The 13,055-nt window shown below is 60.3% G+C and carries 8 protein-coding genes; 1 reads left to right on the top strand and 7 read right to left on the bottom strand.

What is annotated here, in order from left to right:
* Nucleotide 1: 1 nt before the first annotated feature.
* Together peaB and peaA are read right to left on the bottom strand one after the other, a co-directional pair.
* Entirely contained in the window at nt 2–1,432 is a 1,431-nt protein-coding gene (peaB, locus tag AC3ZVB_RS24705) for a quinohemoprotein amine dehydrogenase maturation protein (RefSeq protein ID WP_490147965.1), read from the bottom strand.
* A gap of 81 nt (nt 1,433–1,513) precedes the next feature.
* Nucleotides 1,514–3,094: a quinohemoprotein amine dehydrogenase subunit alpha gene (gene peaA / locus AC3ZVB_RS24700; RefSeq protein WP_490147964.1), complete on the bottom strand. Its 1,581-nt coding sequence runs from the start codon at nt 3,092–3,094 to the stop codon at nt 1,514–1,516.
* A gap of 491 nt (nt 3,095–3,585) precedes the next feature.
* On the opposite strand from peaA, the gene AC3ZVB_RS24695 reads away from it, so the two are divergent.
* The gene (locus tag AC3ZVB_RS24695; RefSeq protein WP_490147963.1) at nt 3,586–5,076 is read left to right on the top strand and encodes an aldehyde dehydrogenase family protein; all 1,491 of its coding nucleotides are present in this window, start codon (nt 3,586–3,588) and stop codon (nt 5,074–5,076) included.
* A gap of 128 nt (nt 5,077–5,204) precedes the next feature.
* Here AC3ZVB_RS24695 and qhpG read toward each other — a convergent pair whose 3' ends face one another.
* The 5 genes from qhpG to mrdA all read right to left on the bottom strand — a co-directional run bounded on the left by qhpG (nt 5,205) and on the right by mrdA (nt 12,836).
* Nucleotides 5,205–6,500, bottom strand: a complete 1,296-nt coding sequence (gene qhpG / locus AC3ZVB_RS24690) for a flavin-dependent monooxygenase QhpG (RefSeq protein ID WP_490147962.1) — start codon at nt 6,498–6,500, stop codon at nt 5,205–5,207.
* Entirely contained in the window at nt 6,497–7,174 is a 678-nt protein-coding gene (gene qhpE, locus AC3ZVB_RS24685) for a subtilisin-like serine protease QhpE (protein ID WP_490147961.1), read from the bottom strand. Before qhpE ends, qhpG begins: the two co-directional genes overlap by 4 nt.
* Entirely contained in the window at nt 7,164–8,882 is a 1,719-nt protein-coding gene (locus AC3ZVB_RS24680; RefSeq protein ID WP_162440814.1) for an ABC transporter ATP-binding protein, read from the bottom strand. The genes qhpE and AC3ZVB_RS24680 overlap by 11 nt, the downstream gene beginning before the upstream one ends.
* A complete protein-coding gene (locus AC3ZVB_RS24675; RefSeq protein WP_490147960.1) occupies nt 8,882–10,786 on the bottom strand; it encodes a sigma-54-dependent Fis family transcriptional regulator in 1,905 nt (634 codons plus the stop codon). The genes AC3ZVB_RS24680 and AC3ZVB_RS24675 overlap by 1 nt, the downstream gene beginning before the upstream one ends.
* Nucleotides 10,787–10,943: 157 nt before the next feature.
* Nucleotides 10,944–12,836 carry a penicillin-binding protein 2 gene (gene mrdA / locus AC3ZVB_RS24670; protein ID WP_490147959.1) on the bottom strand — a complete coding sequence of 631 codons (1,893 nt, stop codon included), beginning with the start codon at nt 12,834–12,836 and terminating at the stop codon, nt 10,944–10,946.
* Nucleotides 12,837–13,055 lie beyond the last annotated feature (219 nt).

The following is a 13,055-nucleotide window of genomic DNA, read 5'->3' as shown; positions in this document are numbered from 1 at the left end:
ATCAGTGAGCCTTGCGCGGAGTGATGTAGCTGCTGATAAACGCAGGGTTGTGGGCCATGATCCGGGTGTAGACCTCGATGCCGAAATCGACCCAGTCACGCATCAGTTCGCAGTAGTGGTAGGTCGGGTGGGTCGGGTCGCCGTAACGGGCGTAGCTTTCGTGGTAGCAGCCGCCGGAACAGAGGTTACGGATCTGACAGTCCTCGCAACCGGTGTTGGTACGGTCCAGGCGCTGGGACAGGAAGTCGTTCAATTCCACCTGTTTGACGCCGCTGTGGACGTTGCCGAAGGTCGGTAATGACGAACCGGTAAAACGGTGGCACAGGTTCAGTTCGCCCTTGTGATCCACCGCCAGCATCTTCAGGCCCGCGCCGCATGGCAGGGCTTTTTTATGGCCTTCGTGGATGTCGGTGATCAGCTGGTGCAGGTTGGAGAACCCGATGTTGCGGTGCTCCAGCGCTGCTTCCAGATAGCGTCGGCCGAGTTTCTTCATGTTGGCGAAGACTTCGATCAGCTCGTCGCTGGACAGGTTGAACGTGCTGATGTCACCGGAAGTCACCGGCGCGAAACCGACCTCGGCAAACCCCAGTTCGTTGAACAGGTGATCCCAGATGGTTTCGACGTCGGTGACGCCGGTGGTCAGGGTGACGCGTGCGCCGACCGGACGGCTGTTGTAGCGCGACAGCAGCATTTGAGCCTTGCGCCGAACGACGTCATAGGTGCCCTGCCCGCCGACGGTGATGCGGTTGCGGTCGTGCACGGTTTTGGGTCCGTCGATACTCACCGAGAGCCCGAAACGGTGGGCATTGAGGTAGTCCACGGTGTCTTCGGTCAGCAGCGTCGCGTTGGTGGTCATGACGAATTCGACGAACTTGCCCGCCTCCGAAAAGCGTTTTTCGCAGTAGTCGACCATGTACTCGATCAGCTTGCGATTGCTCAAAGGCTCGCCGCCGAAAAACACCACGGTAAAACGCTCTTCGTCCGGGGATTCGCGCAGCAGCATTTCCACCGACGCGATGGCGGTTTCCACATCCATTTTTTTGCCCGCGGACGGCTTGTCGAGGTCTTCCTTGTAGCAGTAGGTGCAGCTCAGGTTGCAGCCGGTGTTGACGTTGAGCACCACGGTGTTGATCGCGGTGCGTTCGACCCGTTTGGTGCCGATGTCCGGGGTCAGCGGTGAACCGTCGCTGACCAGTTCCAGGGACATCAACTCGCGCAGGGTCTCGGTAATTTCTTCGCCGTTGAAGCGCGCCGCCAGACGCTCGATCAGGTCTTCCGACGAGCAGCCGGGACCGCGCAAGGTGTCGATGATGGTGCCGGTGAGTTCGTCACTGGCGAACAGCGAACTGCTGGGAATGTGAAACAGCATGCGGTCGGCATCGACGTGCACTTCATGCAGATTTCGCTCAACCAGATTCAAGATAGCGCCCATTGCAAACCTCCTGTGCAACCCCCGCTTCCGGGGGCTGCGGTCATTCCGAAAAAGTGTCTAAAACCGTTTGGGTCAGCCAACTCATGGAATGGGTGGATTGTTCCAGCGTTGCACGGTGACGATCATGTGGCCCTCGCCGGTCAGGGATTTTCCTGCGTCGTCGACGGCGGCGATCACCTTTAGGTTGCCGGCATTATTGGTGGACATTTTGCGCTGTGGGTTCGGCCCGGCATCGCCTGGGGTGAACACGCCCGCGTCGGCCTGCATAGTGCCGGCGAACTTGACGTCTTCGTCTTCCCTGGCGCGGTCGTCGAAGGCTTCGACTTTCCACTGTGCCGGGAATACGCCGATGCGGTAAGGCTTGCCGTCGGCACCCTTACCCCAGGCTTCAGCGTCGAAACGGCCCTGGACTTTCGGCGTCGATCCGCCGCCCTCGCCGATCCGTGCAACCGAGAATTCAGGCACGACCTTGACTGCATCGATCTTGCTGTACACCGACAGGCTCGGGCCTTTCAGCGTGCCAACCGTGACTGCGCGCACGCCTGGTTGGGCGTTGGCGGCGGCCTTGAGTCTGACCCTGATTCGCTCGGGGCTTTGCTCCAGCACTTCGACCACTTCAACACCTTTGCCGAAGTTCGGTTTGCCGCTGAGACCGCTGCCGATCAGGGTGACTTCGCTTTCGCTGCCAGCCTTCAGATAACCCGGTTGCACCGCGAGCAAACGATTGGAGCCTTGCCTGGCGGCGACGAAATCCAGGCCGCGTTCATCATGCTCTGCCTCGAACATCCGGCCTTGCATGGCGTTGCCTTGGGCGGCGAACACCTGGCGCATGGTTACGCCGTCGATGGTCACGTTGCCGCGCCATTCATAGCCAGTGTAGAGAATTGCGCTGCTGTCGCCATTGAACGGGCTGCCATCGGCGTATTGGCCTTTGACGCTGACCTTGAAGGTGTCGTTACCATCCGCCGTCACGCTCATGATCCCGGCCAGTTCGCCTTTGCCGGGCAAGTGGCCGCTGAAGCTCCAGTCGCCGACAAGCGCCTCGGCTTTTGGCGCCGTGGTCAGCCACTTTTTCCAGGCCGGGTTGTCCAGCGGGTAACGCTTGGCAAGCAGCGGCACCATTTCCTTGCGGGCCAGATCAAACCAGTCACGGTCCCGGGCCAGGGCCTGGTACTCGAGGGACGGCCATTGGCCGAGATGGAAGTTCACCAGACGCTCCCATTCCTGGGCCGGACGCCGTTGCAGGGCAACCCGCGCGCCGGAGTGGCAGCGACCGCACATCTGGCTGGTCTGGTCGTCGAATTTCTCGACGGTATTGAGCCGACGTTCCAGTGCATAGCGCACGCCATCGGTTTCGCTTGGCGCCAGGCCCTGGGTGTCGGCCAGGTACTTGACCAGAGTGCGGCGGTCGTCATCGCTGATCTGCAGGCCATGCATGGTCTGCATCCGGGCGATGCTCATCAGCCAGCCTTCCGGCGTTTTGCGCTGGTGGCTGATGCGGCTCAGCGCGTTATCGGCTTCAGGGGTATGACAGCCCTGGCAAGTTTCCTTGAGAATGGTCTGGGCATCGCGAGCTGCCAGGCTGTAAGGCGAATGCAGCGCGATACAGGTGGCCACGGCCAGCAGGCTGGCACTCAGGCCTGATCGGAGTTTTCTCTTCATCAACGTCGAACCTCGCACGGTGCTTTCTTATTTTTGTGGCTTATCGTTTTTATGGTTTCTGCCGCCGGCGGTGAACGCTGACGGAGGCAAGAGAAACGTCTGCGATGAGCAATACACGGAGCGTGCCAGCTTATGAATAGTGTTGTTTATCAGTTGGTTGTGGAATTTTTGTAGTGCTACCAGCGGGTGGCAGATGGCGTGTTGCGTTTAATATCGCGACATCTGTTGCACTCTGAGACAAGCATAGGATCAAGATCAAAAGATCACAGCCTGCGGCAGCTCCAACAGGGGGTGGATGCAGGGGCTGCCAGAGGCGGGGACTTTTTGATCCTGTTTGTCTCATCGCGTCGCAATTTGCGACGGCCGTTGCTCCTCCGGGTCTGTGCAGACCGCCCGCCTCCCCCGCTAAAACCAGGCGTGTGCGCCCAATAAACACAACTGGCACAACCGTTGCGAATGACCTCGTCACACGAACAAGACGAGGTTTCATCATGTCGCTTCCTGCTCTGCTTCCTGCCACTTCGGCGTTCATCCAGCGTGCGCCGCGCATGCTTATTGGCGGCGAATGGGTCGAGGCCGCTGACGGCCAGACCATGCCCCTGCACAACCCGGCCACAGGAGAGGTGTTGTGCGTGGTGCCACGTGCCACGCCGGAAGATGTCGACCGCGCGGTGCTTGCTGCCCGCCATGCGTTCGATGATTCGACCTGGACCCGCACTCGCCCCCGTGAGCGGCAGAACCTGCTATGGAAACTCGCCGACCTGATGCAACGGGACGCCGAACTGCTGGCGCAACTGGAGTGCCTGAACAACGGCAAGAGCGCTGCGGTTGCGCAGGTGATGGACGTGCAACTGGCCATCGATTTCTTGCGCTATATGGCGGGTTGGGCGACCAAGATCGAAGGCTCCAGCGTTGAAGTGTCGTTGCCGTTGATGCCGAACGATCAGTTCCACAGTTTCATTCGTCGCGAAGCCGTCGGCGTGGTGGGTGCCATCGTCGCCTGGAACTTCCCGTTGCTCCTGGCCTGCTGGAAGCTCGGTCCCGCGCTGGCGACCGGTTGCACCGTGGTGCTCAAACCCGCCGATGAAACGCCGCTGACCGCGCTGAAACTCGCTGAGCTGGTGCTGGAAGCCGGCTATCCCGAAGGCGTACTCAACGTGGTCACCGGCACCGGCATTACGGCTGGCTCCGCGCTGACCCACAACCCATTGGTGGACAAACTGACCTTCACGGGCTCCACCGCCGTGGGCAAACAGATCGGCAAGATTGCCATGGACTCGATGACCCGGGTCACGCTGGAACTGGGCGGTAAATCACCGACCATCGTGATGGGCGATGCCGATCTGAAGAGTGCCGCAGCGGGTGCCGCCAGCGCGATTTTCTTCAATCAGGGCCAGGTGTGCTGCGCCGGTTCCAGGCTGTATGTGCAGCGCAAGCATTTCGACAATGTGGTGGCGGACATCGCTGACATTGCCAATGCCATGAAGTTGGGTAACGGACTTGATCCGAGCGTCGAGATGGGCCCACTGATCTCTGCGCGTCAGCAGGAGCGGGTGTATGGCTACATCGAGAAAGGGCGCGAAAGCGGCGCGACGATTGCCTGCGGTGGCGAGCAGTTCGGACCGGGTTTTTTCGTCAAGCCAACGGTGATCGTTGATGTCGATCAGAAGCACTCGCTGGTGCAGGAGGAGATTTTCGGTCCGGTGCTGGTAGCGATTCCCTTCGATGATGAAGCCGATGCATTGCGCATGGCCAATGACAGCCCGTATGGGCTGGGCGCGAGTATCTGGTCGAATGATCTGGCGGCGGTGCATCGAATGATTCCGCGGATCAAGTCGGGGTCGGTGTGGGTTAACTGTCACAGTGCGCTGGACCCGGCACTGCCGTTTGGCGGTTACAAGATGTCGGGGGTCGGGAGGGAGATGGGGTATGCGGCGATTGAGCATTACACGGAGTTGAAGTCGGTGTTGATCAAGCTTTGATGGGCGGCGGGCTGTAAGCCGCTTTCGTCAAAGCGCCGCCCGGAGCAGGCCCGCATGGGTTCCAACGACGCAGAACCCATGTGGGAGCTAGCCTGCTAGCGGTGAGGTCAGGCAGGACAACTTGAATTTCAGGGTTTAAACCCCTGAGCCAATAACCAGCCGCGAATCATCCGCCCCTGCTCCACAGTCAATCCTGCCAACGCCTGCTCAGCCGGCTCGGTCTTCAACCGCCGCACTAATGGCGCGAGCTCAACTCCTTGAACGTGCCAGATGCCCAGGGGTTGATCAGCGGTGATGACCACCTCGGCCTCGTCGACAAAACCATCCTTGAGCACCGGCGCGGTTGCGATTTTCAACGAACTGAAATCCACCTCGGCATGCGCAACTTCGGCATCCGGCCACTGCCGCCGAGCCTGCCAGAATGGCCGGTCCTGCCAGCGTTGCTCATCGGCATAGAAATCCCGACCGATCCGCGCGAATCGCAAGAACAGCTGCTCCACTCGCTGCTGATGAAACTGACGCGCCAACGCGGCCCGTTCGGGTTTACGCAGTAACGTGTTGATCACGGTCGGCGCCTGCAACGCTGATGACAACGACTGAAAAATCCCGTTGCCCGACAGCGGATCTACCGCCATCGCTGCGTCGCCAATTCGAATCCAGTGATTACCGCAGACCTGCGGGTTGAGAATCGCGGTGCTGCTGCGAGCATGCAGTTGCAGGTCGTTTTCCGGCCCATCGGCAAAAAACGCTCGAGCCACTGACGAATTCAAACGTCGCTGACGGCAGTAATCGAGTAACTGCGCTTTGCCCGGCAGATCGGCACTGGCCACGTCCACCGTCCATTGCCAGTAACACTGTCCGTCGGCCCGTCGTGCCATCCAGGCCCAGCCGTCCTCCAGGCTTTCCACAGCGCTGGCGGTGTCGCCTGGAGGGCCTTGCCAGCGATTGAGCAGACTGACCGTCTCCGGCCCGCGCAGGCCTTTGCCCAGCGCAGGTGCTTGACGACCGCGGGCTTCCACCAGGAAATCGGCGTTCAGTGCCTCATGTCCTTCAATGTCTATGCGATGACCTGCGGTTGAGGTCTGAACGGTCAACACCCGTCCCTCGATCAGGTCTACGCCGGCAAGACGCAGGTCTTCACGCAGACCGCGGTCAAAACCCGGACGGTCCAACAGGAACTCGATATTTTGCGCATGCTGCTGGCCGTTCCACGACACCTGCCGTTGGGAAGGTAACGCCGCGTCTGCCAACGCCTGATTAAGCCCTGCACTTCGCAAGGCCTCCAGCACCCTGACGGACACCCCTTCAAGGGCTGCGAAGCGGCGCCATTCACTGATGAGCGCGACTGCGTAACCGAGTCGTCGCAGCCCCAAGGCCACTGCGGCGCCTGCCGGCCCGGCGCCGAGTACGACAATCCTGGTCATGCTCCGAAGCGCCTTTCAGGGCCACGGTAGTGGGCATTTTCACGCAGCCACTGGGTTACCTGCTCATTACTCGCCGCCGGCTGCTCGACCAGGAAGCTCGCGATGTGCCCGCTCAACGCCGCGCACCCCAAACTCGCACCAGACTGCCCCGGATAGGTGCCATGCACACACGCGGCGAAATCCGCCTGTGCGCTGTCGAGCCACGACCATTCCTGCTCGGCGCAACGGGCATCGCCGGTCACCCGCAGCACCTGTGGATAATTCGCCGGGAAGACTCCTTCGCCCTGGGCCGGGCTCGACGCGCAGAGCAAAACGCCCTGCGCCACCGCCGCCGCGCAAGCTTCGCGCAACAGGCTGCGATCCTGACGCAGGCCCAGGCTCAGATTGATCAGGCGCACGTTCTGCGTGACCAGCCAATCAATGGCCGTGGCAATTTGCAACGCACTGGTGACACCACGCTGGTCGAACACCTGACCGACGCAAAATACCGCCGCGGGAGCCCGTCGGCCGATCGCTTCGATCACCGCGCTACCGTGCCCCAGCGGATCGTCGCGCAACTCGCTTTCGACCAGCCCATCGTTCAACAGCGAGAAGCGTCGTCCGGCGATGACCTGCACCCTTTGCGCCGCCGAATGGCCGCTGTCCACCACACCGACTCGCAGTTCAGGCTTCATGCAGCACCGTCTTGGAGGTGAGTACTCCATCGAGCAATTCAAAGCGCAGATCGGCATCGGCCAGGGTTGAAGGACGGTGGCTGATGAGGATTCGTGTGCGTCCCGCAAACAGGTGGTCGATGGCTTCTATGACTTCACGCTCGGTGGCCTCATCCACCGCTGACGTCGCTTCGTCCAGCACCAGGATCAGCGGGTCCTGCAGCAGAGCCCGGGCAATGGCGATGCGCTGCTTTTGTCCGCCAGACAACTGCTGGCCACGCTCGCCCAACGGGCTGTCGAGACCTTCGGGCAAAGACGCGATGAGGCTGTCGAGCTGGGCCAGGCGGGCGACTTCAGCAATGGCTTCGCGGTTGGCGTCGGGCACGGCGTAAGCCAGGTTGTCAGCGAGACTGCCGCGAAACAGCACGATGTCCTGACTGACCACCGCAATCCGCCGACGCAGCTGGAACAGGTCCAGTTCGCGCAAATCGACGTCACCCAGCAGCACGCGGCCAGACTGTGGATCGTGATGCCGTTGCAGCAGGTCGATGAGCGTTGATTTGCCGACGCCCGAACCACCGCTCAGGGCCACTTTCAGGCCGTAGGGAATTCGCGCTTCGATGCCGCGCAAAGTGGTGGGCCGGCCGGGATGGCTGAAGTGCACATTGTCGAATCGCAACTCGCCCGAGGCAGGCATCGGCTTAGGCGAGTGAGGGGTGAGCACAGTCGGTTCTTCACCACGCAACTCCATCACCCGACCAAGGCTGACGGTCATCCGCTGAATGGCGACATAGAGCCCGAGCAGGCTCTGAACAGGTCCAACGGCCATACCGAGGTAGGTGGAAAAGGCGATCAATGCACCCAACTGCCAGGTGCCCTGCACCACCCAGTAACCGCCAATCAGAAATGCACAGGCGCGGGACAATGACGTCAGTGTGCCGGGCACGGCCTGGGTGAAAAATTCGGTGACCTGCAGGCGCAGCAACTGGCTCATGTAGCCCTGCCCCAGGGTTTCCAGGCGCCGCGATTCTCGCTGTTGCTGACCGGCGGACTGGATGAACTTCATCACGGGCAGTGTCTCGACCATGAACGAGGACATGTCCGCCGAACGCTCGCGCAACTGCCGCACATCCCGCTCGACCTTGCGCCGCATCCAGCGCAGCCACAGCACGTCGAGGGGAATCAGTATTAGTGCCAGCAAGGACAACTTCCACGACAGGGTCAATAACATGGCCACGGCGCACACCAGTCCGATCACGCTCGATACCGCCGAAAACAAGGAATCCACGGCGAAACGCTGGATCTCGGCGACATCACCGTCCAGGCGCGACATCAAATCGCCGATGCGCCGCTGACCGTAAAAACTCGGCGACAGGGTTTGCAAATGCCGGTAGAGGTCATCGCGCAGGGCAAACAGAATCCGCCCGGACAGTCGCGTGTGCAGGTATCGATTGATACCCGACAACGCTGTGCCCAGAAGGCCGGCGACAATCATCAAGCCGGCGATCAGCACCAGCATCGAGAAGTCGCGCGCGAGCAGGCCATCGTCGATGAGCAGCTTGGTCAGCCAGGGTTGCACCAATACCAGGAGCGAGGCGCAGACCGACAAACCGAGCAAACCGGCGATGGCCAAACGGTGCGGACGCACGAAACTGTAGAGCCAGCGAAGTGCCGCTTGCAGGGCTTCGGGGTTCTGGCTGTCGATCAGCCGGACGATCAGGCGCTGCATCACGAACGTAACTGTTTGAGCTTGCGATACAGGGTCGCGCGACTGATACCGAGGGCGTCGGCCGCGGCGGAGACGTTGCCTTGATGACTGTCCAGGGACTGACGAATCATTTCCAACTCGTTTTCGCGAATGCTGCCCGATTGCGGACGCTCGCTGGCGGTCAACTCGTCGAGCATGCTGTCGGGCAGGTGGTCGAGGGTGAGTACGGTGTCACCCGGTTCGCGCATTGCCAGGGCGGTGCGCAGAACCATCTCCAGTTGGCGGATGTTGCCAGGCCAGTGATAGCCGCTGAGCAAACGGTTCAGGTCGTCATGCAAGAGGACGGTCGGTGCGTCCAGACGGGTGAGCAAGCGCGATACCAGCCCGTCGAAATCTTCACGTTCACGTAGCGCTGGAAGCATCACGCTGATGCCGTTGACCCGATAGAAGAGGTCTTCGCGAAAGTGTTTTTCTTCCACCAGACGCTTGAGGTCACGGTGGGTCGCACAGATGAGTGCGACGTCGATGTCCTGCTCCTCGCCCGCCCCCAGTGGCGCGACTTTTCGGTCCTGCAACACTCGCAACAGGCGGGCTTGCAGTGCCAGAGGCATGTCGCCGATTTCGTCGAGAAACAAGGTGCCGCCGTGGGCCTGCTGTAGACGCCCGATCATGCCGCCGCGACGAGAACCGGTGAAGGCGCCTTCACGGTAACCGAACAACTCCGACTCGATCAGGCCTTCGGGGATTGCGGCGCAGTTCACCGCGACGAAGGGCTTGTCGCACCGAGTGCCGGCCATGTGCAGGGCACGGGCGATGACCTCCTTGCCGGTACCGGTTTCGCCGAGCAGCAATACAGGGAGTTCATTGGCCAAACCTTGTCTGGCCATGCGCAACGCCTTGGCGTAACGGACATTGCTGCCGGCCAGGGACTCCAGATCTGGAGTGGGTTTGGCGGTTTTCGAGGCGCTGCGCGAGGGCGTGCTGACCCCGATCGAACGCTGTGGTGCGCGCAGGGTTTTGTAGAAGAATTCGCCTTTGGCAGTCTGCAGACTGCCGATGCCGCCCTGATACAACCTCGACAGCAGTTGCAAGCCATCGACGCCGAGAAACTCTTCACAACGACGACCGACCAGCGCCGAACGCTCGGCGTGCAGCAACTGGCAAGCCTGGGCACTGACGGCGAGAATCTGTCCGCCGAGGCTCACCGCCAACAGGCCTTGCCAGGGAGATTCGAGGTACTGCCGACGACTGTGGAAAGCCAGGACAATTTCGTCTGGATAGCTGGCATTGAACACGCGGCTTTCAATCTGGCTGACCGCCATCGCCAGCAGCGCAGTGCTGTCATGGACACGGCCGAGCGGACCTTCGCGAGTCAGGTCGAGCACGCCGAGGATGTCGCCTTGCGGACAATGAATGGGAACCGATGTACAGGAAAAGTCGGTGAGACGATCGAGGTAATGTTCGCCGCAATCGATCATCGTCGGGCGGGCTTCGACCAGTGCAGTGCCCAAGGCATTAGTGCCGCGAGCGGCTTCGCTCCAGCAGGCACCCAGGGTAATGTCTTGCAACCCACTGCCTTTGAGGCGATCAGCGCGACCTTCGACAGCAAGGATGGTGGCGTCGGAATTGGCCAGGATAATCAGACCTTCCTTGCCTTGGCGTTCAGCGAGGTAGTCGATGGCGGGCAATGCAGCGTCGATCAGCAGTCGATTGCTGGCCAGCAGGACTTCCAGGCTGGCGCTCGATTCCAGCGCGAGCTCGTGCTTGCCATTGAAATGCACGCCATGGCCGAGGCTGCGGCGCCACGACGCGTCGATTTCCGCGCGCAATACGCCGTCGGGGACTTCGCCCTCCAGATGAAGTTTTTCCCGGGCCAGCCGGGCTTCGTGGTGCAGCTTGGGGGATGTGGTTTTTATTAGCGTCATCAAGCGCTCCGGATCGGTCCGCTTTGCGCTTATTTTAGTTCAGCGCCCTGCCGCAATCTTTACGTTAACGTCAGGGGGATGGCAAGTGCCTTATGGCACTTGCGTTGAACTTGGTAGATCGGGAGATCGTTCTTCGTCGGATCGCTGCATTGACTGATCAGACGTGAGGGTCGCCCGGGACTTTGCTCGGTGTGGCGTACTGCGGTTTCAGGTGACCGTCTTGATCGAGTAGCCAGGCATCCATGATCTGGCGCACCACGGGACCGGCAACGCGACCGCCCGCCTCACCGTTTTCGATCATCACCGAAATGACAATCTTCGGGTGTTCAGCCGGGGCAAAACCTACGAACAATGCGTTGTCGCGGTTGCGTTCGAGGGTTTTCGCCCGGTTGTAGCGTTCGCCCTGTTTGATCGCAACCACTTGGGCCGTACCGCTCTTGCCGGCGATGCGGTATTGGGCACCCGCCGCTGCGGCTCGAGCAATGCCGCGAGCGTCGTGCATCACCATCTGCATACCGTGATTGACCTGTTCCCAATCACGCAGATCCTTGAGCAGAATATTCGGCATTGGGTGTTCGTCCACGGGGGCAACACCGTCCACGGTCTTCGCCAGATGCGGTCGGTTCCACACGCCTTTGTTAGCGATCAGCGCCGTGGCCTGAGCCAGTTGCAGGGGTGTGACTTGCATGTAGCCTTGACCAATGCCGAGGATCACCGTCTCCCCCGGGAACCATGGCTGGCGGCGCGTCGCGCGTTTCCAGGCCTGGGAGGGCATCAGGCCGGCGGATTCTTCGAACATGTCCAGAGAGACTTTCTCGCCGAGTCCGAACATCGCCATGTAGTCATGCAGGCGGTCGATACCCAGTTTGTGGGCCAGATCGTAGAAGTAAGTGTCGTTGGAACGCATGATCGCTGCGTCCATGTCCACCCAACCGTCGCCGCTGTGGTTCCAATTACGGTACTTGTGATCGAAATCCGGAAGCTGGTAGTAGCCCGGATCGAAGACACGGGTCTGTGGAGTTACTACACCTGCGTCAAGACCAGCGATGGCCACTTCCGGCTTGATGGTTGATCCGGGCGCGTAGAGCCCCCGCAGGACGCGGTTGAAGAGCGGTCGATCGATGGAATCGTGCAGCGCTGCGTATTCTTTGAAGCTGATACCGGTGACGAACAGGTTAGGGTCGAAGCTCGGCTTGCTGACCATCGCCAGCACTTCACCGGTGGATGGATCCAGCGCGACGACGGAACCTCGACGATCACCCAGCGCTTCCTCGGCGGCCTCCTGAAGTTTGACGTCGAGGCTCAGGACGATGTTTTTGCCGGGAATTGGATCAGTGTGCTTGAGCACTCGCAGCACTCGACCTTGCGCATTGGTTTCGACTTCCTCGTAACCTACGTGGCCATGCAGTTCCGATTCGTAGAACTTCTCGATGCCGGTCTTGCCGATCGATTGGCTGCCGCGGTACTCCACCGTATCCAGGGCTTTGGATTCTTTCTCGTTGATCCGGCCGACATAGCCGATTGAATGCGCGAAGTGTGCGCCCATGGGGTAGTGGCGAACGAATTGCGGTTCTACATCGATACCCGGCAAACGAAACTCGTTGACCGCCAGCACTGCGATTTGCTCTTCACTGAGTTCATAGAACAGGGTCACGGGCACGAATGGGTGCCGGGCTTGCTTCATCGCCTTGTCGAACAATGTGCGATCGTCTGCAGGCAGGTGCAGTAGGTTTACGACCTCATCCAGCTCTTCCTTGATATCAGAGGCGCGCTCGCGAGTGATGGTCAGGTTGAAGCTGGGTCGATTGTCCGCCAGAACTACACCATTGCGATCGTAGATCAGCCCTCTTGTCGGGGTGATCGGCAATACATGCACGCGGTTATTTTCAGAAATCGTGGAGTGGTAGTCAAACTCGACTACTTGCAGGACATACATGCGCACAACCAGTGCGCAGGTAATTGCGACCACGAACAAGGCGCAGGCCATGAGTCGCTTGTTGACGAGGCGCGTCTCTTTTTCGTGGTCTTTGATGGGTATCGGTTCAGGCATTTCTGCAGCGGCTCTTTGACTTTGAAAGGAAGCCGGGTCCGCTGGCTTTGGAAATCAGTCCATTAAAAAACGAGCTGCACCATACCAAAAACTGCGCGCGTGATTTAGTTCGATTTCCTCTAACGGCCGGCCCTGTAGGCCAAAATGAAGGTCGGGCCACTTTACTGCGGACAAAACAAAACCCCTGTTCGCGTTAGCAAACAGGGGTTTCGGAATTTA

Source organism: Pseudomonas sp. MDV22-iso1 (assembly GCF_058145095.1).
The sequence above is the reverse complement of the archived record's forward strand: the minus strand, read 5'-3'. Positions and strand labels throughout refer to the sequence as shown.